At 69.1% G+C, this 18934-nt stretch carries 20 protein-coding genes and 1 riboswitch; of the genes, 11 read left to right on the top strand and 9 right to left on the bottom strand.

Annotation, left to right across the window (positions count from 1 at the left end; genetic code table 11):
- Positions 1 to 38: 38 nt before the first annotated feature.
- Positions 39 to 698 carry a pyridoxamine 5'-phosphate oxidase gene (gene pdxH / locus A5771_RS18990; protein WP_267887476.1) on the bottom strand — a complete coding sequence of 220 codons (660 nt, stop codon included), beginning with the start codon at positions 696 to 698 and terminating at the stop codon, positions 39 to 41.
- An 85-nt stretch (positions 699 to 783) separates the two neighbouring features.
- Between pdxH and A5771_RS18985 the strand changes: the two genes are divergently transcribed.
- The gene (locus A5771_RS18985; protein WP_064856743.1) at positions 784 to 1905 is read left to right on the top strand and encodes a citrate synthase 2; all 1122 of its coding nucleotides are present in this window, start codon (positions 784 to 786) and stop codon (positions 1903 to 1905) included.
- 100 nt (positions 1906 to 2005) lie between these two features.
- Here A5771_RS18985 and A5771_RS18980 read toward each other — a convergent pair whose 3' ends face one another.
- Both A5771_RS18980 and A5771_RS18975 read right to left on the bottom strand, forming a co-directional pair.
- Entirely contained in the window at positions 2006 to 3697 is a 1692-nt protein-coding gene (locus tag A5771_RS18980; RefSeq protein WP_064856742.1) for an FAD-dependent oxidoreductase, read from the bottom strand.
- 20 nt (positions 3698 to 3717) lie between these two features.
- Positions 3718 to 4758, bottom strand: a complete 1041-nt coding sequence (locus A5771_RS18975; protein WP_064856741.1) for an AurF N-oxygenase family protein — start codon at positions 4756 to 4758, stop codon at positions 3718 to 3720.
- 185 nt (positions 4759 to 4943) lie between these two features.
- On the opposite strand from A5771_RS18975, the gene serC reads away from it, so the two are divergent.
- Positions 4944 to 6062: a phosphoserine transaminase gene (serC, locus tag A5771_RS18970; RefSeq protein ID WP_064856740.1), complete on the top strand. Its 1119-nt coding sequence runs from the start codon at positions 4944 to 4946 to the stop codon at positions 6060 to 6062.
- Between the two features lie 114 nt (positions 6063 to 6176).
- Positions 6177 to 6962, top strand: coding sequence for a septation protein SepH (sepH, locus tag A5771_RS18965; RefSeq protein ID WP_064856739.1), 786 nt, complete (start codon positions 6177 to 6179; stop codon positions 6960 to 6962).
- On the opposite strand, the gene A5771_RS18960 is transcribed toward sepH, so the two are convergent.
- Positions 6953 to 7228: a DUF2537 domain-containing protein gene (locus tag A5771_RS18960; RefSeq protein ID WP_064856738.1), complete on the bottom strand. Its 276-nt coding sequence runs from the start codon at positions 7226 to 7228 to the stop codon at positions 6953 to 6955. The genes sepH and A5771_RS18960 overlap by 10 nt on opposite strands.
- The gene (locus A5771_RS18955) at positions 7225 to 8052 is read right to left on the bottom strand and encodes a TrmH family RNA methyltransferase (protein WP_064856737.1); all 828 of its coding nucleotides are present in this window, start codon (positions 8050 to 8052) and stop codon (positions 7225 to 7227) included. The genes A5771_RS18960 and A5771_RS18955 overlap by 4 nt, the downstream gene beginning before the upstream one ends.
- Before the next feature lie 39 nt (positions 8053 to 8091).
- Here A5771_RS18955 and A5771_RS18950 point away from each other — a divergent pair, with 39 nt between their 5' ends.
- Genes A5771_RS18950 through A5771_RS18940 form a run of 3 tightly spaced genes read left to right on the top strand, consistent with a single transcriptional unit; the run spans position 8092 to position 9395 of the window.
- Positions 8092 to 8361 carry a DUF2530 domain-containing protein gene (locus A5771_RS18950; protein ID WP_064856736.1) on the top strand — a complete coding sequence of 90 codons (270 nt, stop codon included), beginning with the start codon at positions 8092 to 8094 and terminating at the stop codon, positions 8359 to 8361.
- Between the two features lie 25 nt (positions 8362 to 8386).
- Positions 8387 to 8842, top strand: coding sequence for an SRPBCC family protein (locus tag A5771_RS18945; protein WP_064856735.1), 456 nt, complete (start codon positions 8387 to 8389; stop codon positions 8840 to 8842).
- A 49-nt stretch (positions 8843 to 8891) separates the two neighbouring features.
- Positions 8892 to 9395: a hypothetical protein gene (locus A5771_RS18940; RefSeq protein WP_064856734.1), complete on the top strand. Its 504-nt coding sequence runs from the start codon at positions 8892 to 8894 to the stop codon at positions 9393 to 9395.
- Here A5771_RS18940 and A5771_RS18935 read toward each other — a convergent pair.
- Entirely contained in the window at positions 9392 to 10336 is a 945-nt protein-coding gene (locus A5771_RS18935; RefSeq protein WP_064856733.1) for a DUF3027 domain-containing protein, read from the bottom strand. The genes A5771_RS18940 and A5771_RS18935 overlap by 4 nt on opposite strands.
- Positions 10337 to 10457: 121 nt before the next feature.
- Here A5771_RS18935 and A5771_RS18930 point away from each other — a divergent pair, with 121 nt between their 5' ends.
- A complete protein-coding gene (locus tag A5771_RS18930) occupies positions 10458 to 12125 on the top strand; it encodes an MFS transporter (RefSeq protein WP_064856732.1) in 1668 nt (555 codons plus the stop codon).
- Positions 12126 to 12132: 7 nt separating this feature from the next.
- The gene (locus A5771_RS18925) at positions 12133 to 12639 is read left to right on the top strand and encodes a DUF2771 domain-containing protein (RefSeq protein ID WP_064856731.1); all 507 of its coding nucleotides are present in this window, start codon (positions 12133 to 12135) and stop codon (positions 12637 to 12639) included.
- Between the two features lie 105 nt (positions 12640 to 12744).
- On the opposite strand, the gene A5771_RS18920 is transcribed toward A5771_RS18925, so the two are convergent.
- From A5771_RS18920 to A5771_RS18910, 3 genes are all read right to left on the bottom strand, one after another.
- Positions 12745 to 13749 (bottom strand): glutathione S-transferase family protein, encoded by a 1005-nt coding sequence (locus A5771_RS18920; RefSeq protein ID WP_064856771.1) that lies wholly within the window; start codon positions 13747 to 13749, stop codon positions 12745 to 12747.
- A 35-nt stretch (positions 13750 to 13784) separates the two neighbouring features.
- A complete protein-coding gene (locus tag A5771_RS18915) occupies positions 13785 to 15725 on the bottom strand; it encodes an acyl-CoA dehydrogenase family protein (protein WP_064856770.1) in 1941 nt (646 codons plus the stop codon).
- 90 nt (positions 15726 to 15815) lie between these two features.
- Positions 15816 to 16226 (bottom strand): cold-shock protein, encoded by a 411-nt coding sequence (locus A5771_RS18910; RefSeq protein ID WP_064856730.1) that lies wholly within the window; start codon positions 16224 to 16226, stop codon positions 15816 to 15818.
- 215 nt (positions 16227 to 16441) lie between these two features.
- Here A5771_RS18910 and moaA point away from each other — a divergent pair, with 215 nt between their 5' ends.
- The 3 genes from moaA to A5771_RS18895 form a co-directional block, all read left to right on the top strand.
- Positions 16442 to 17578: a GTP 3',8-cyclase MoaA gene (moaA, locus tag A5771_RS18905; protein WP_109401206.1), complete on the top strand. Its 1137-nt coding sequence runs from the start codon at positions 16442 to 16444 to the stop codon at positions 17576 to 17578.
- Between the two features lie 3 nt (positions 17579 to 17581).
- Positions 17582 to 17860 carry a MoaD/ThiS family protein gene (locus tag A5771_RS18900; RefSeq protein WP_064856729.1) on the top strand — a complete coding sequence of 93 codons (279 nt, stop codon included), beginning with the start codon at positions 17582 to 17584 and terminating at the stop codon, positions 17858 to 17860.
- Between the two features lie 265 nt (positions 17861 to 18125).
- Positions 18126 to 18341: riboswitch (cyclic di-AMP (ydaO/yuaA leader) on the top strand.
- A gap of 9 nt (positions 18342 to 18350) precedes the next feature.
- A partial coding sequence (locus A5771_RS18895) for a transglycosylase family protein (RefSeq protein WP_165612861.1) occupies positions 18351 to 18934 on the top strand: 584 nt, incomplete at its 3' end.

Here is an 18934-nt window from a genome sequence, read left to right as displayed (position 1 = left end):
ACTACAAAGTAAAGTCAGTAACCGGCAGAACCCGATTGTCAGGGCTGTAGGCGCTCGATGCGCCCGCCGCTCACCCGGATCCTGTTGTGCAGCCGGCCTTCCCGGCCCTGCCAGAACTCCACCACTTCCGGCGCGATGACATATCCGGCCCAGGTGGGCGCGACCGGAACCTGTTCGGCGTCGGCGAATCGCGCGGTGACCTCGACGAGCTGCTCGAGCAGCGCCGCGCGCGAGGCGATCGGCTGGGACTGCTGCGATGCCCAGTAACCCAGCTGCGACGCCCGGGGCCGGTGCGCCCAGTACTCGGCGGGGATCGCGGCGTCGGTCTTGGTGACCCGGCCGCGGATGTGGACCTGGCGGCCCAGCTGATACCAGGGAAACGTCGCCGATGCGTACGGCGTGGCGGCCAGCTGGGCGGCCTTGGCCGAGCCGTCGTCGGTGAAGAAGGTGACGCCGTTGCCGTCGAGGTTCTTGCACAGCACCGAACGGCTGACCGGTCTGCCGTCCTCGACGGTGGCCAGCACCATGGCGTTGGGCTCGGGGACGCCGGCGCGTTCGGCGTCGCCGATCCAGTTGCGCAGCAAAACCTCCCAGCCGTCCTCGAGCCAGTCCACGTCGAGGTCGCCGCTGTTGTCCTTCTCCCGGTATTCCACTCGCATCGCCGCCAGGTGCTCGTTGTCGGGGCCTGTCTCGTGCACCGCACAACGCTACGCCGTTGCGCATCCCGGCCGTCATTACCGACCGGTAGCAACTGCCGGGTCTGCGAGTGGGAGAATCGGAGGCATGACTGCTGCAGTCCCGGATAACTTCGTCGCCGGCCTGGAAGGCACGGTGGCCTTCACCACCGAGATCGCTGAACCGGACAAGGACGGCGGCGCGCTGCGCTACCGCGGTGTCGACATCGAGGACCTGGCTTCTCGCGTCAGCTTCGGCGACGTGTGGGCCCTGCTGGTCGACGGCGACTTCAATCGCCCACTGGCCCCCGCCGAGGCGCAGGAACTGTCGGTGCGCACCGGTGATGTGCGAGTCGACGCCCAGGCCGCGGTGGCGATGCTGGCGCCGCAGTGGGGCTTCAAGCCGCTGCTGGACACCGAGGACGCCACCGCCCGTGACCAGTTGGCGCGCGCGGCGGTGATGGTGCTGTCCTACGTCGCGCAGTCGGCGCGCGGCTCGCAGACGCCGGTGCCGCAGTCCGAGATCGACGGCTGCTCCACCATCACCGAGCGGTTTATGACCCGCTGGCGCGGCGAACCCGACCCCAGCCACGTCGAGGCGATCGACGCCTACTGGGTATCGGCGGCCGAGCACGGGATGAACGCCTCGACGTTCACCGCCCGGGTGATCGCCTCCACCGGCGCCGACGTCGGCGCGGCACTGTCCGGTGCGATCGGCGCGATGAGCGGCCCGCTGCACGGCGGCGCCCCGGCCCGGGTGATCCCGATGATCGCCGAGGTCGAGGACTCCGGCGACGCCCGCGGGGTGGTCAAGGGCATCCTGGATCGCGGCGAGAAGCTGATGGGCTTCGGTCACCGGGTGTACCGCGCCGAGGACCCGCGCGCCCGGGTGCTGCGCGCCACCGCCAAGCGACTCGCCGCGCCCCGCTACGAGGTGGCCGCGGCCCTGGAGCAGGCGGCACTGGCCGAGCTGCGAGAGCGCCGCCCGGACCGGGCCATCGAGACCAACGTCGAGTTCTGGGCGGCGGTGATCCTGGACTTCGCCGAGGTGCCTCCGGCGATGATGCCGGCGATGTTCACCTGCGGGCGCACCGCGGGCTGGTGCGCCCACATCATGGAGCAGAAGCGGCTGGGCAAGCTGGTGCGCCCGTCGGCGATCTACGTCGGACCGGGCCCGCGCAGCGCGGATTCGGTTGCCGGCTGGGATCGGCTCTCGCACCCCGTGGGCTGATCCGTGGTCGTACTTGCGCCGAACGTGTGACCACCGCGAAATTCTGCGCGTTTTTCGCAGCGAGTACACGCTCGGCGAGGGTGCGCCGAGGCATCACTGATCAACGCCGCCGCAGCGCTCCCAGCAGGTTCTGCAGCAGCGGCACGTCGGAGTAATCGTCCACCACGTCGAGCATGTCGGGCACCCGGGTGAACTTCACCCGCGGCCGGTCCTGTGCGTCGCCGCTGGCGATCTCAGCGGAGTCGATGGCCTTCCAGCCGGCGGCGTCGATCACCTCGGGCTGACGGGCGTGCACCATCCGCGCCACCGCGCGCGGGCCGCCGATCGGCTCGCTGAGCTCCCCGGCGTTGTAGTCGGCGACCAGGGCTTGGATCGTGTTGAGCGAGTCGGATTTGTTGGTACCGATGAAGCCGTTGGTCCCACGCTTGATCCACCCGGACACGTACGCTCCCGCAACCGGCCGCCCGGTGGCCGGGTCGACGACGCGACCGCCCTCGTTGGGCACCACACCGGCGGCGTCGTCGAACGGCAGGTCGGCGATCGGGGTGCCGTGGTAGCCGATCGAGGTCAGCACCAGCCCGGCCTCGATCCGGCGGCCCTGGTCGGTGCCCGTGACAGTGAATTCGATTGCGGCGGCGCGGTTCTCGCCGATCACCCGGGCCGGGGTCAGCTGGTAGGCGAACCGGATGCGGGGCCGGGAGGCCGGCGCGGCGGCGTCACCCAGCTTGGCCAGGATCTCCAGTTTCTGCCGGGTGAAGTCGTCGCGCACGGTCGCCAGGTCGTTGCGCACCCGGGCATGGTCCTCGGCGTCGAGCACCACCTCGGCGGTCTGGGTCAGGCCGACCAGTTCGGGCAGGGTGAACGCGGAGTCGATCGGCCCGCGCCGTGCCGCGATCACCACTTCCTGCACGCGGGACTCGCGCAGCACCGCCAGGGCATGATCGGCGATGTCGGTGCCAGCCAGCGTGTCGGGGTCACAGGTCAGGATGCGGGCCACATCGAGTGCCACGTTGCCGTTGCCGACGATCACCACCCGCTCGTGGCTCAGATCGACCGGCAGATCGACGAAGTCGGGGTGCCCGTTGTACCAGCCGACCAGTTCGGTGGCGGTGCCGGTGCCGGCCAGGTCCATGCCGTCGACCTTTAACCGGCGGTCATGCAGCGCGCCGGAGGCGTACAGCACGGCGTGGTGGTACTGAAGCAGGTCGGCGTGGCTCAGGTGCTTGCCGACCTCGACATTGAAGAAGAAGTTGAAGCCCCGCCGCCGGGAGATCTCGTCGAACAAGCGGGTGACCAGCTTGGTGTGCTGATGGTCCGGGGCCACCCCGGCACGCACCAACCCGTAGGGCGTGGGCAGCTTCTCGAACACGTTGACCAGCACACCGGGCTGGGTCAGCAGCTCGTCGGCGGCATACATCGCCGCCGGGCCCGAGCCGACGATGGCCACCGTCAGCGGATGCCTGCCGCGCTTGTGTACTTCGGCGGCCGGCAGGATCGGGGCCAGCTTGGACGTCGGCGGCAGCTTCACACCCTCGGGCCGCTTGGGGTAGTAGGACTTGTTGATCTCGATGAACGGCAGCTGCTCGGGCGGCAGCGCGGTGTCCGGGTAGATCGCGCCGACCGGGCAGGCCCGCACGCAGGCCCCGCAGTCCACGCAGGCGTCCGGGTCGATGTAGAGCATCTCCGTGGTGGCGAAGTCCGGTTCATCCGGGCTGGGATGAATGCAGTAGACCGGGCAGGCGAAGACGCAGGACGCGTCGTTACAGCATGCCTGGCTGATGACGTGCGGCATGAGGCGGCGGACTCGCTGGCTTAGGCGACGCGCGACAGGTGCGCGCGCTGCGGCTGGGCCCGGAAGCGCGACGGCGCCCCGTTGATCCGGCACATCCGCCACACCAGCTTGGCGACCGGGTTCATCAGCCCGGTGTCGTGGCAGAGCATCCGCACGTCGGCGAACATGTCCGACAGCATCCGGCGGGCGTCGGCCGACCCGAAGAACACGTCCTTGCGCACCGAGCGGGGAATGTCGAACTCCTGCCAGAACGCCTTCGGCGGAACGACGATCGCCGAGCACAGGATTCGCATGGTGACCGGCACGAACAGCGAGAGCCAGAACCGCTTGCGACGCGGCAGGGTCGGAACCCGCTTGTTGAGGTATTCGTGCGCGAAGGAGATGTGCCGCGCCTCTTCGGCGACGTGGATCGCCATCACCTTCTCCATGATCGGGTGCAGCGTCTTGCCCTCGCGCAGGATGTCCTTCTGAATGTGGTCGATGGGCTCCTCGCCGGCGAGGATGCCGAACCAGAACGGGATCGGCAACGGGCCGGCAACCAGCGGAATGAACGCCGCCAGCCACTTGAGGAACCGCGGCATGCCGGGCACGTCGGCGCCGATGTGGTTCACCATCTCCTGGAACATCAGGGTGTGGTTGCACTCCTCGACCGACTCGTGCAGGCAGTAGCGGTACTCCGGTGAGCCGTTGGGCACCCAGAACGCGTAGTTGAGCAGGCCGCGGATCAGGATGGACTCGAAGTGCAGGCCGACCTTGGCCACGTTGGCCTGGCGCCACATGCCGATCTTGATCTGCAGGTCCTCGGGCTGCGCCTGGTACCAGGCGTGCTTACCCAGCGGATCGGTGGCCGGCAGGATCCACCGCGGATCATTCTCGAACACCTTGAATTCCGGGCTGTCCCAGTCGATGTCGAGGTAAGGGTTGAAGTGCCGCCGCACCGAGCCTTCCGACAGGGTGTTGAGCATGTCGACGTAGGCAGTGTCGTCGGACACTTCCATGTTGGCCCGCCACCGCCGCACGATGCCGGTTCGGGCCGGTTTCTGAGCCGTTTTTTGAGCCATCGGAGACACCCCCACTGACGTTTACATTTGGGCTTGTTATGTACAACGGTACCGCAGGTATCGGCTACCCGTCCAGACCTTGCACCACGCCTGTGGTCGTGACAGGTGTCGAGCGCCGGGCGTGATCTTTGTCACGATAAACCTGCCGTGCAGGCGGCCCCCGGGCGCTGTCTACGCTAGAGACCATGGCTGAGCAGCTCACGATCCCGGACAACATCAAGCCCGCCGACGGACGGTTCGGTTGTGGGCCCTCCAAGGTCCGGCCGGAGCAGTTGAACGCGCTGGTCACCACGGCGGCGCCGCTGTTCGGCACCTCGCACCGCCAGGCGCCGGTCAAAGACCTGGTCGGCCGGGTCCGCGCCGGGGTCCGCGAGCTGTTCTCGGTGCCCGACGGCTATGAGGTGGTGCTGGGCAACGGAGGCTCCACCGCGTTCTGGGACGCCGCGGCGTTCGGCCTGGTCGACAAACGCTCCCTGCACCTGACCTATGGCGAGTTCAGTGCGAAGTTCGCCTCGGCGGTGGCCAAGAACCCCTTCGTCGGTGACCCGATCATCATCAAGGCCGAGCCCGGCAGCGCCCCCGAGCCGGCCGCCGACCCGTCCGTCGACGTCATCGCGTGGGCGCACAACGAGACCTCGACCGGGGTGGCGGTGCCGGTGCACCGGCCCGACGGCGCCGGTGACGCCCTGGTGCTGATCGATGCGACGTCCGGCGCCGGGGGCCTGCCGGTCGACATCACCGAGACCGACGCCTACTACTTCGCCCCGCAGAAGAATTTCGCCTCCGACGGGGGGCTGTGGCTGGCGATCATGAGCCCGGCCGCGCTGGCTCGTATCGAGGCGATCGCCGCGTCGGGCCGCTGGGTGCCGGAGTTCCTGTCCCTGCCGATCGCGGTGGACAACAGCACCAAGAACCAGACCTACAACACCCCGGCGATCGCCACCTTGGCGCTGATGGCCGAGCAGCTGGACTGGATGTTGGGCAACGGCGGGCTGGACTGGGCGGTCAAGCGCACCGCGGATTCGTCGCAGCGGCTGTACTCCTGGGCGCAGGAGCGGCCGTTCACCACACCGTTCGTCGCCGACCCGGCGCTGCGGTCACAGGTGGTGGGCACCATCGACTTCGTCGACGAGGTGGACGCCGCCGCGGTGGCCAAGGTGCTGCGAGCCAACGGCATCGTCGACACCGAGCCCTACCGCAAGCTGGGCCGCAACCAGCTGCGGATCGCGATGTTCCCGGCAATCGAGCCCGACGACGTCAGCGCACTGACGCAGTGCGTGGACTGGGTCGTGGAAAGGCTCTGAGCGCGACCCGCCGAACCGCCGTAATCAACTCGTTATAAGGCCAGCGTGTCACCGCTGCCGCGGCCGGTTGCTGCACTAGAGTCCGCAGCTAACGGGCCTTCGCGAGGAGAAGTCATGAAGGAATTGACAGTCGTAGGTCTTGACGTCGACGGCAAACACGTCATCTGCGAGAGCGTCTGCGGTGAGGACGAACGCGCCGACATGTTCCGACTGCGTATCGACGACCGGCTGCGGTCATCGGTGCGCGGAGAGGGCAACCGTGTCGGGCAGACCCAGATCGATCTGGGAGGGATCATGCTGCGTCCGAAGGACATCCAATCCCGTATCCGCGCCGGTGCGTCGGTCGAGCAGGTGGCCGCGGCGGCCGGCGTGGACGTCTCCCGAGTGGAGCGGTTCGCCCACCCGGTGCTGCTGGAGCGGTCGCGCGCCGCGGAGCTGGCCGCCGCCGCGCACCCGGTGCTGGCCGACGGGCCGGCGGTGGCGACGCTGCTCGAGGTGGTCAGCAGTGCGCTGATGGGGCGCGGCCTCAACCCCGATCACAGCAGTTGGGACGCGTGGCGCAACGACGACGGACGCTGGACGGTGCAGCTGGCCTGGAAGGCGGGCCGCTCCGACAACGTCGCGCACTTCCGGTTCGCCCCGGGCGCGCACGGCGGCACGGTGACGGCCGTCGACGACTCGGCGATGGAGCTGATCGACCCGGACTTCGACCGTCCACTGCGGCCGGTGGCCACGGTCGCCGAGCTGGACTTCGAGGAGCCGGCCGCCCCGCCGGTGGCGGACGAGGAGCCGGTCCGCCAGCGCTCGACGGCCCGGTCCCGTCGCAGCAAGCCGTCGGTCCCCGGTTGGGAGGACGTACTGCTCGGGGTGCGCTCAACCGGCTCGACCGGTCAGCGCTGAGCGACCAGCACCACCAGCACGAGCCACGCTCCCGCCACGCCGATTGCGGCGCCCAGCGCCAACCACCGCAACACCGGGGCGCGCCGCCAGCCCCAGACCGTGGGCGCCAGCCCGCCCACCGCGATCAGGTTGAGCCCGACTGCCACCGCGGGGTGCACCCGGGTCAATCCCAGGCTCAGCACCGCGATGGCGGTTCCCGAGACTGCTGCGACGAACGCCGCCACGGTCAAACCCGTTGCCCACGGCGTGGTTTGGGTGGAACTCATTCCGGCAGCCTAGTGCGCTCGTAGAACGCCAGCGCGGCCGCCGTCGCGACGTTGAGGGAGTCGGTGCCTCGCGACATCGGGATGCGCACCCGAACATCGCTGGCACGCATGGTCTGCTGCGATAGACCCGGTCCTTCGGCGCCGACCAGCACGGCCACCGGCTCGCCGCGCACCTTCGCCATCGCCGTCGACAGCGTCTCGGCCCCCGGGTCCGGGGTCATGGCCAGCAGGCGAAACCCGCTCTGCCGCAGCATCGCCAGATCAGCCGGCCAGTCCGCCGACCGGGCGAACGGCACCAGCAGGGCGTGCCCCATCGACACGCGCACCGCACGCCGGTACAGCGGGTCGGCGCAGCCACTGCCGAATACCACCGCGTCGACGCCCAGGCCGGCGCCGTTGCGGAAGATCGACCCCAGGTTCTCGTGGTCGTTCACACCCTCGAGCACCGCGATGGTCCGGGCGCCGGCGACCAAATCTGCCACCGTCGGCTCGGACACTCGTGAGGCGGCGGCCAGCACACCGCGGTTGAGGTGAAAACCCACCACCTCGGCCATCACCTCGGGCGACACCCGGTAATAGGGCACTCCTGGGACGCCGGTGAGGTCCGGCGCCAACTCCGTGAGCCGGCGCTCGGTGCCCAGCAACGCCCGGGGTGCGAAGCGCGAGGCCAGCATCCGCTGCACCACCAGCACCCCTTCGGCGATCACCAGCCCCTTGCCGGTGGGCAGGTCCGGGCGACGGTCGATGCTGTTCAGGTCGCGGAAATCGTCCAGCCGAGAATCGGCGGGGTCAGTGATATCGACGACGTCGATGACCCTGGCCACTGGCCGAACATTACCGGCGACGCGCTAACGTCAACGGCGATGACCCCCCAGCTGCCGCCTGAGCCCTCCCCCGAGCCGCCGCCGCTGCCGGCCGCGCTGCTGCGCGTCTGGCCGGTGATCGGCGCCGGGGTCGCCGGCTTCGGCGGCGCGACCGTCGCGGCGTTCGCGGTACCGGCGCTCCAGGAGTGGCGGCCGGTCAGCGTTGCCGGCTTGGGCGTCGGCGTGCTGGGCACCACGATCTTTCTGTTGCAGCGCGGCGCGGCACGGCGCGGCGCGCGCGGCGCCCAATCCGGGCTGGAACACGAATAAAGTTGCGGATTCAAGGAGGAATGAAATGGCAGCCCCGCTGTTGCAGGCAGAGATCGACATCAAAGCACCGGTCACCGAGGTATGGAACCTGATCTCCGACTTCCGGCGGATGCCGGAGTGGAGCCCGCAGTGCCGGTGGATGAAACCGCTGGGCGCGGTTCGTTCGGGCACCCGCACCATCAACGTCAACCGGCGCGGCAGGCTCTACTGGCCCACCAGCTCCGTCATCACCGAGTACGTCCCGGATCGCAAGCTGGCCTTCCGGGTCACCGAGAACCACAGCGTGTGGAGCTATGAACTCGAGCCGACCGCCGAGGGCACCCGGGTCACCGAGAGCCGGCACGCCGACGACGGAATCACCTCGGTGTCCACGTTTTTGACGAACAAGTTCATGGGCGGGGTCGAGAACTTCGAGCAGGAGTTGATCGCGGGCATGAACGCCTCATTGGCGCGCATCAAGGCAGCCGCCGAACACCGCTGACGCGTCCCGCAAGTGGGGTAATGTCCTTCGACGAAAGTGGGAGGGAGCCATGGAGGCAACGCAGTCCGGCACTCGAATGCTGAGCGGCATCGCAGCAACCGCGGTACTGCTGGCCGCCGGCCTGGCGCCGGTGGCAGCGGCACCGGAGATCGTCACGCAGGCGGCCGCCGAGGTAGCCGCGGTCTCCACCGAGGTGGCGTTGACCGGCAGCGCGCTGGTCGACGGCATCGACGGCATCATCGCCGACGTGGCCGCCTTCGATACACCGGGCACCGCCGACGCGTTCGATATCGCCGGTCTGTTCAACGCGGAATTGGCTGCCGCCCAAGGGTTCTTCAACAGCCTGTTCAGCCTGCCGGGGACGTTGTTCAACGACGTCCAGAACGTCATCACCAGCCTGGCCAGCCTCGACTTCGGGATGGCCTTCAGCGAGGCGATCGACATCCCGCGGGACATCATCAACTATGTGCTCGGGCTGCCGGGGCTGGTGATCAACACCATCTACACCATGGCCCTGGTGCTCCCGGGCGAGTACCTGTTCAACTTCGGCTAAGGAGTGTCCGGCTCTTCCGGTTCGGCGGGGGCTTCGGCGGCCGGTGTTTCGGCGGCCGGTGTTTCGGCGGCAGTGTCGATTTCGACGGCAGTGCCGGTTTCGGCCGGGGCTTCGGCCACCTCTTCAGCCGGTTCGGCGGCCACCTCTTCAGCCGGTTCGGCAGGGGCGATCTCGGCGGGGGCAGCGCTCTCGACGATCTCCAGCACGCCGTCGTCGTAAGGGTCATGGGCCGGGGAACCGGTGCCCGCCGGTGCCGGGGTGTCACTGTGGGCGCCACAGCCGTACTCGGCGTCGACCACCCGGCCGTCGGCGGACATCTCGTTGCCGCAGGCCCCGAACGCCGTGCCGAGCACGCCGGCCAGCGGCAGGTAGAAGCCGCAGTCCCGGCAGACCCGTCTGGTCGAGCGCGCCATCGCCGACTCCGGACCGTACTCGCCGTCATGCCAGCGCTGGGCCGCCTCGGCCCGGCCCAACGGGCTCATCAGCCACCGCCGGCCCAGACCGATCTCACCGGCCACCTCGTCGAGTTCCGGGTCGCCGCTGGCGGTGTAGCCCGGGACCAGTCGCGGATCGTCGGCGGGCGGTGCCAGCAGGTCCCCCGGACCCAGGTCGCCGGGCCGGACCCGCTGGTCCCACGGCACCCACTCCGGCGCCAACAGGGCGGTGGGTCCGGGAACCAGCACCATCTCGCTGATGGTGGAGTGCGCGGCGCCCGGGATGGCGGCGACGACGACGGCCCACTGCCAGCCCTGGTAGCCGGGCAGCAGCGCGGCGAACCGATGGGTGGCAGCGGTCGCGTCCTCGTAGTCGACGCCCAGGTGCTCACCGACGGTGTCGGCGCCGCTGAACTCGGCCACGGCCGCGCGGGCCTGGTCGACGGCCGCGGCCAGCACCGCGGGCACGGCGATGGTCGCGGTGTCTGAATCTGCGCTGGGTCGCATCACGCGGGTCCTTTTCACTGGAATGACGTCCCTATACTGCCGCAGCACGGTCCGCTCAGCCACACGCAGGCACAATCGCGGCCTGCACGGCGGGGCGTTCGTCATAGGGAAGAATCGAATTGTGTCTGCACGGCGGCGTGATCTCCCCGACCCGGGCCGGCGCCGTCGTCCTGGCTCCGGACCCGGAAACGGCTCGGCCGCCGAGCATCCCGGCATGGCCAACTACCCCAGTGACCAGCGGCAGCGCCCGCCGATGCCCAGCGCCAACCGCTACCTGCCGCCGCTGCGCGACCACAGCGAGGCGCCCCGCCGGCACAGCCCGCCCGAGGGCGCCGGCACCGCGGACCGCGTCACGGTGACCCGGGTGGCCGCGGCCCGCAGCCGCGAAATGGGCTCCCGGATGTACGGGCTGGTGCAGCGGGCCGCCACCGCCGACGGCGCCGACAAGTCCGGCCTGACCGCGCTGACCTGGCCGGTGGTCGCCAACTTCGCGGTGGACGCGGCGATGGCCGTGGCGTTGGCCAACACCTTGTTCTTCGCCGCGGCCACCGGGGAGAGCAAGGGCCGGGTGGCGCTGTACCTGTTGGTGACGATCGCCCCGTTCGCGGTGGTCGCGCCGCTGATCGGACCGGCGCTGGACCGCATCCAGCACGGCCGGCGTGCGGCGCTCGCTTTGTCGTTCGCGCTGCGTACCGTGCTGGCTCTGGTGCTGATCGCCAACTACGACGGCGCCGCCGGCACCTTCGGCTCCTGGGTGCTCTACCCGTGCGCGCTGGCCATGATGGTGTTCTCCAAGTCGTTCACGGTGCTGCGCAGCGCGGTGACGCCGCGGGTGATGCCCCCGTCGATCGACCTGGTGCGGGTCAATTCCCGATTGACGATGTTCGGTCTGCTCGGCGGCACGATCGTCGGCGGCGGCATCGCCGCGGGCGCCGAATACGTCTTCACCCGGCTGCTTCACCAGCCCGGGGCGCTGTTCGTGGTCGTCGCGGTCTCGATGGCAGGTGCCGGCCTGGCGATGCGGATCCCGCGGTGGGTCGAGGTGACCACCGGCGAGATCCCGACCACCTTGAGTTACCGCTCGAACGAGCGTCGCCGCAGCTGGCCCGAACAGGTCAAACGGGCCGGCGGGGCACTGAGCCAACCGCTGCGCCAACCGCTGGGCCGCAACATCATCGCCGCGGTCTGGGGCAACTGCACGATCAAGGCCATGGTGGGTTTCCTGTTCCTCTACCCGGCGTTCGTGGCCAAACAGCACGATGCCAACGGCTGGGTGCAGCTGGGCATTCTCGGGCTGATCGGCGCCGCGGCCGGGCTGGGTAACTTCGCCGGCAACCTCACCAGCGCCCGGCTGCAACTGGGCCGGCCCGCGGTGCTGGTGGTGCGCTGCACCATGGCCGTGACCGCCGTCGCGCTGGCGGCGGCGGTGGCCGGAACCCTGGTGATGGCGGCCATCGCCGCCCTGATCACCTCCGGTGCCAGCGCGGTCGCGAAGGCGTCGCTGGACGCCGCGCTGCAGGACGACCTGCCCGAGGAGTCGCGGGCGTCGGCGTTCGGCCGCACCGAATCCACCCTGCAACTGGCCTGGGTGCTCGGCGGCGCGCTGGGGGTACTGGTATATACCGACCTGTGGGTGGGCTTCACCGCGATCACCGCGCTGCTGATCCCGGGGCTGGCCCAGACCATCCTTTCCTTCCACGGCGACTCGTTGATCCCCGGTCTGGGGGGCAACCGCCCGGTGCTGATCGAGCACGACGGCGCCCGCCGCGACCCGGCGAGACAGGGGTGATGAACAGGTGAAACGCTCGATGGCCGTGCTGGTGGCGGTGCTGGTGGTGGCGGTATCGGCGCTCGCCGGGTTCGGTACCTGGTGGTTCAGCCGCGGGACCCCGACGCCGCCGCAGATCAGCGCCTACTCCCACGGGCGCCTCACCCATGCCGGGCCGTACCTGTACTGCGATGTACTCGACCTCGACGAGTGCTTCGTGACCGAGGCGAAGGGCACGCTGGCGGTCGACGAGCGCCATCCGGTCCAGCTCTCGGTGAGCAGCGTGATCAGCCGGGCGCCGTGGCGGCTGCTGCGGCTCTACGACGACCCGGGCGATGCCACCGGCGAGATGTATTCGCCGGGCAGCACCCTGGCGGTCACCGTCCCCACCGTCGATCCGCAACGCGGCCCGCTACGCGGTCTGGTGGTGCAGTTGCTCACCCTGGTCGTGGACCGGGATACCGACGAGACGTTCGCGGTGCCGCACGCCGAATGGGCGGTGGGCCTGCAGTGGCACCGGGGCGACAGTTCCTGATTCGCCGAACGTGCATCGAATGCGAAAAATCGCGGCGAATGTCGCAGTCAGTACACGTTCGGCGCGCTAAGGCGATTCGCACGGCGAAATGCGGGAGCGAGAGCCTCATGCTCCGTGCCCGGCGGTCACCCGCTCGGCGTCCGGCACCGGCCCCGGCGGAGTCCCGTCCCCGAATGGCCTGCCGCCCAGCGCTTCTCGCCCATGGGGCGAAAGCCAATTCGCCAGGTCCGGGCCGTCGGGAACGATCCCCGAGGGATTGATGTCGGCGTGCACGATGTAGTAGTGCCGCTTGATCTGCACGAAGTCGGTGGTGTCGCCGAAGCCGGGCGTCTGGAACAGGTCCCGCGCGTAGGCCCATAGCACCGGCATCTCGGACAGCTTCTGGCGGTTGCATTTGAAGTGCCCGTGATAGACCGGATCGAACCGGGCCAGGGTGGTGAACAGCCGCACGTCGGCCTCGGTGATGGTGTCGCCCACCAGGTATCGCTGATCCGCCAGGCGATCGCAGACCCAGTCCAGTGCGGTGAACAACCGGTCGTAGGCGGCGCTGTAGGCGTCCTGGCTGCCGGCGAAGCCACACCGGTAGACGCCGTTGTTGATCTCGGTGTAGATCCGCCGTGCCACCTCGTCGATCTCGGCCCGCAGCGGCTCGGGGTACAGCTGCGGGGCGCCGTCGCGGTGGTAGGCCGTCCACTGCGTGGAGAAGTCCAGGGTGATCTGGGCGAAATCGTTCGTGACCACCGCACCGGTGGGCACGTCGACGATCGCCGGCACGGTGATGCCTTTGGGGTAGTCCGCAAAGCGCTTGAAGTAGGCGTCCTGCAATCGTGGGATCTTCAGCACCGGGTCCACACCGCCGGGATCGAGGTCGAAGGTCCAACTGCGCTGATCGTGGGTCGGTCCGCAAAACCCAATGGAGATAACGTCTTCCAGCCCGAGCAGTCGCCGCACGATGATGGTGCGGTTGGCCCACGGGCAGGCCCGCGCAACGATCAGCCGGTAGCGGCCGGGCTCGACGGGGTAGCCGTCGCGGCCGTCGGCGGTGATCCGGGTGGTGATGTAGTCGGTGTCGCGTTCGAAATCGCCACCGGCAGCAACGTAGGAGGCCATGGTTACCAGCGTGCCACGGTCGTGCAAAGCTGAGCTCAGCTTTGCTGCACAGCAGAGTCGGCCCCGAAGTGCCGGGCCAGATTGGGTTCCTCGGAGGCACCCGGCTCCCAGTGCGCGATCCACGGCCCGGTGCCTTCCGACGGATCGAGGATGCCGTCCTCCAGCCAGGTATGGCGGTCCTCGAGCACCGCGTGGGCCAGCGCGACGTCGGTGTCGTCGGTGTTGGCCCACAACGCGGCGAACAGCGCCTCGACCCGCAGACGCGACTGCTGACAGAACGCGTCGGCCAGCTGGTAGGCCTGCTGCCCTTCGGCGGAATCTGCCGCCCGTTGCGCCTCCGCGTGCACGCAGACCGCTGCCATCGCGAACAGCTCCGCCCCGATGTCGACGACGCGGCCCAAAAAGCCCTGCTTTTTCTCCAAGCCGGCCTGCCAGCGCGCCATGCCGTAGAACGTGTTGCGCGCCAGCTTGCGCGAATGCCGTTCGACAAAGCGCAGATGCGCCGCCAACCGGCCGAACTCGCGGTAACCGGTGGGACGCTGACCTTCGCCGAAAACCAATTGCGGCAACCACTTTGAGTAGAATCCGCTGGCTCCGGCGGCCGATTGGGCCTTCTGCCGCAGACCGGCTTTGGGGTTGGCGAGCTCCCCGGCGGCGCTCAGGTGTGGGTCGACGGCCTCGCGCGCGATCAGCAGCCGCATGATCTCGCTGGACCCCTCGAAGATGCGGTTGATCCGCAGGTCGCGCACCAGTTGTTCCACCGGTACCGCACGCTCCCCGCGGGCGGCGAGTGACTCCGCGGTCTCATAACCGCGGCCCCCGCGAATCTGCAGCAACTCGTCGGCGATGACACAGGCCATCTCGCTGGACCACAGCTTGGCCAGCGCCGCCTCGATCCGGATGTCATTGCGGTCTTCGTCGGCCATCTGACCGGACAGCTCCAACACCGCCTCCAGCGCGTAGCCGGTGGCGGCGATGAACGCGATCTTCTTGGCCACCGCCTCGTGCTCGCCGACCGGCCTGCCCCACTGGACCCGCTCCCGGGACCACTCCCGGGCGATCTTCAGCGACCACTTCGCCGATCCGGTCGCCATCGCAGGGATCGCCAGGCGCCCGGCGTTGAGAGTGGTCAAGGCGATCTTCAGGCCGTCGCCCTCGCGCCCGATCAGGTTCTCGGCGGGCACCCGGACCGCATGGAGCCGGGTCACCCCGTTCTCGATCCCGCGCAACCCCATGAACGCATTGCGGCGTTCGACGGTGATCCCGGGCGAGTCGGCTTCCACCACGAAGGCACTGATCCCGCCGCGATGCCCGTCGACCTTGGGCACGCGGGCCATCACCACCAACAGGTCGGCGACGACGCCGTTGGTGGTCCAGAGCTTCACGCCCTCCAACTCATAAGCGGCGCCGTCCTCGATCGGTGTCGCGGTCGATGCCAGCCGGGCCGGGTCGGATCCGACGTCGGGCTCGGTCAGCAGGAACGCCGACACCGCCCCGGCCGCACACCGCGGCAGGAACTTCTGCTTCTGTTCCTCGGTGCCGGCCAGTTTGAGCGGTTCGGGCACCCCGATCGACTGATGCGCACTCAGCAGCGCCCCCAGGCTGGCGTGCACACTGGACACCATCACCAGCGCCCGGTTGTAGGCGACCTGCGACATGCCCAGACCGCCGTACTCGCGCGGGATCTTCAGCCCGAAACAGCCGAGCTCGGCCAGACCCTTGACGTATTCGTCCGGAATCCGGGCGTCGCGTTCGATGACGGCGCTATCGACGGTGTCGAGGAACTCCCGCAGCCTGCCCAGGAATTCCTCGGTGCGCGCGGCATCGTCATCCGACGGCCGGGGAAACGGGTGAATCAGTTCGAGCGGGAAACGCCCCAAAAACAGTCCCTTGGCGAAGGACGGTTTGTCCCAACCACTTTCGCGGGATTCCTCCGCGACGGCCCTGGCTTGCTCCTCGGTGACCTGCTGTGCCATCACCGCACCTCCCGGTTTGACGGCGCTCGTCGTCGAGCGATTATCAACCGGTGTTCCCCGATCAGGCCTTCCGCTACACCTCGGCCTTGGCTAGGCGTCGAGCTCGCGCGCCACGGCCTTGACCACCTCGGAGATCTGCCGGGCGGTCTTGCGGTCGGGATATTTGCCCTTGCGCAGTTCGGGCTGCACCGTGCCTTCGAGCAGGGTGATCATGTCCTCGACCATGCCGTGCAGCTCGTCGGGGCTGTGCTTGTGCTCGGCCGGCGCGGCCTCCCGGCGGCTGCGGGTCAGGCTCGGCGGCGGATCGATCAGCGTGACGGTCAGCGCCTGCGGTCCGCGACGGCCGGCGGCGACGCCGAACTCCACCCGCTGGCCCGCCTTGAGACCCTCCACGCCGTCCGGCAGGGCCGAGGCGCGGACGTAGACGTCCTCGCCTTCCTCCTGGGACAGGAAGCCGAAGCCCTTGGCGGCGTCGTACCACTTCACCTTGCCGGTCGGCACTGGTCTCACCTGCTTGTCTTGGACGATCACGCACTCGGGGGACATAAAGGAAGCGTCCCGCCTGCGCAGGACGCGTCGGCTGCCAATCTTACTCGGACCAGGCCCGCATGAGCACCCCGGTTTACTCGGTAAGCTGGTGGCGCCGCTGGAGACGACGTGCGCCAGACGCCGAACGGGTTCTGGTCGCCCTCCGGCCAACCGAATCGGATACGCACATGACGTTGAGGCAACGGGATCTGCAGACCCCATCACCGCAGGTGGACGCCGGCGCGGACGACAAGAACGTCGTCGCCCGGCAAGCCTTCGATGAAGCCGTGCAGCGAGCCATCGCCCAACAGATGCCGACCGCTGGCCCGCTGGTCGACACGTTCGGCCGAGTGCACACCGACCTGCGGATCTCCCTGACCGACCGGTGCAACCTGCGCTGTACCTACTGCATGCCGGCCGAGGGCCTGGACTGGATTCCCAGCCAGCACCTCCTACAAGACGACGAGCTGATCCGGCTGATGCGGATCGGCGTCACCCGGCTGGGCATCACCGACATCCGGTTCACCGGCGGCGAGCCGTTGCTGGCCCGCCACCTCGAGGACGTGGTGGCCGCCGCGGCGAGCCTGCAGCCGCGTCCCGAGATCGCGCTGACCACCAACGGCCTGGGGCTGGCCCGGCGCGCCGGCGCCCTGGTGGCGGCCGGACTGGACCGGATCAACGTGTCGCTGGACACCGTCGACCGCGCCCACTTCGCCGAGATCACCCGGCGGGACCGGCTGCCCGACGTGCTCGACGGCCTGGACGCCGCCGCGCAGGCCGGCATGAAGCCGATCAAGGTCAACGCCGTACTCGCGCCCAAGGTCGCCGGCGAGGACATCGTCAACCTGCTGCGCTTCTGCTTGCAGCACGGCTACCAGTTGCGGGTCATCGAGATGATGCCGCTGGACGCCGACCACAACTGGAACCGCGACGCCGGCCTCGGTGTGGAGCAACTGCTGGAGCTGGTGCAGACCCAGTTCGCGCTGCGACCCGACCCGAAGCCGCGCGGCTCCGCGCCGGCCGAGGTCTGGCTGGTGGACGAGGGCCCGGACCACCCGGCCGGCACCTTCGGGATCATCGCCTCGGTGTCACGCCCGTTCTGCGGTGACTGCGACCGGACCCGGCTGACCGCCGACGGCCAGATCCGCAACTGCCTGTTCGCCGCCGAGGAATCCGACCTACGGGCCCTGTTGCGGAACGGCTCCGACGACGACGCCATCGAGCAGGCATGGCGTGCCGCCATGTGGACCAAGAAGGCCGGCCATGGCATCAACGATCCGGATTTCATTCAGCCGGATCGCCCGATGAGTGCGATAGGTGGTTGACCCATGACGCAGCAGATCGACAGCCCCACCGCCGTTGCGGTGACCGTCCGCTACTTCGCCGCGGCGCGAGCGGCCGCCGGCGTCGAATCGGAGAGCATCCAGGTTCCGACCGGCGCCGGCGTCGCCGAGCTCGCCGAGACGCTCGCACGCGGAAATGAGCGGCTGGCGACGGTCCTGGGACGCTGCTCCTACCTACGTGACGGGGTCGCGGTGCGCGACCAGGCGGCGCCGCTTCAGCCCGGCGAGACCATCGACGTACTGCCGCCATTCGCCGGCGGATAGCGAGCCTCGACGAGGGAGAGGCGAAGCTGGACCGTCGAATCAACCCCGGCGGGGGACATGATTTACGTCACATAACGAATTGATCACGGACTGACAACAGCTTGGTAGACCATGCTCTGACCTGCGCTAACGCGGCCGTTTCCTGGTGTTTTGAGAAGAACCAGCAGTGAAAACACCCGGGCGCGCCAAGCGTGACGATGCCAGTAAGACCGGTTACGGTACATCTCCGGGTGCATCGAAAATCTTCCGATCGATCCGCCTTTCCCCTCCCGTAGCGCCGAACTCCATCCAACGGGCGGGGAAACCGACGAATACCTGATGGATGGAGGCGGGGGACCCGACCGGTCCGCCGCGAGCGGACCTGGGGCCACCCTCGGCCCCTTGGGGTGAAGCCATAGCACGCACCACGGTGCGTTAATGCCGGGCAGTTGTGTTGGCCCGAACCCGACGCTGACCTCGCAGGCGTAGACAGAGAGGAATTCACCACCGTATGAGTGGACGGCATCGCAAGCCCACCCAGTCGAACGTCAACATCGCCAAAATCGCCTTCACCGGTGCAGTGATCGGTGGCGGCAGCCTTGCCCTCGCCGGGCACGCCGCCGCGGCCACCGATGACGAATGGGACCACGTCGCCCGATGCGAATCCGGTAACAACTGGGGCATCAACACCGGCAACGGCTACCACGGCGGCCTGCAGTTCTCGCCGAGCACCTGGAGCAGCAACGGCGGCGGCAAGTACGCCCCGGTGGCACACCAGGCCAGCCGCGAGCAGCAGATCGCCATCGCCGAGAACGTGCTGGCGCGCCAGGGACGCGGTGCGTGGCCGGTCTGCGGTCGCGTCCTGTCCGCTCCCACGCAACGCGACGTTCCCAGTGACCCCCCGGCCGAGAACGGCGAGACCGTCGCATTGGACAACCCGATGGCTCCGCCCCCGGCACCCGAGCCGGCACCGTGGTGGATGCCACCGCCCCCCGAGCCGGCACCCGCCGACGAGGGCGGCGCACCGGCGGCGCCCGCGGGCTGGATGCCGCCCGCTCCGGAGGCTCCGGCCCCCCACCCCCCCCCCCCCCAGGC

Source organism: Mycolicibacter sinensis, assembly GCF_001667375.1.
Lineage (GTDB): Bacteria > Actinomycetota > Actinomycetes > Mycobacteriales > Mycobacteriaceae > Mycobacterium > Mycobacterium sinense_A.
This window is presented reverse-complemented; position numbering and strand designations above follow the sequence as displayed.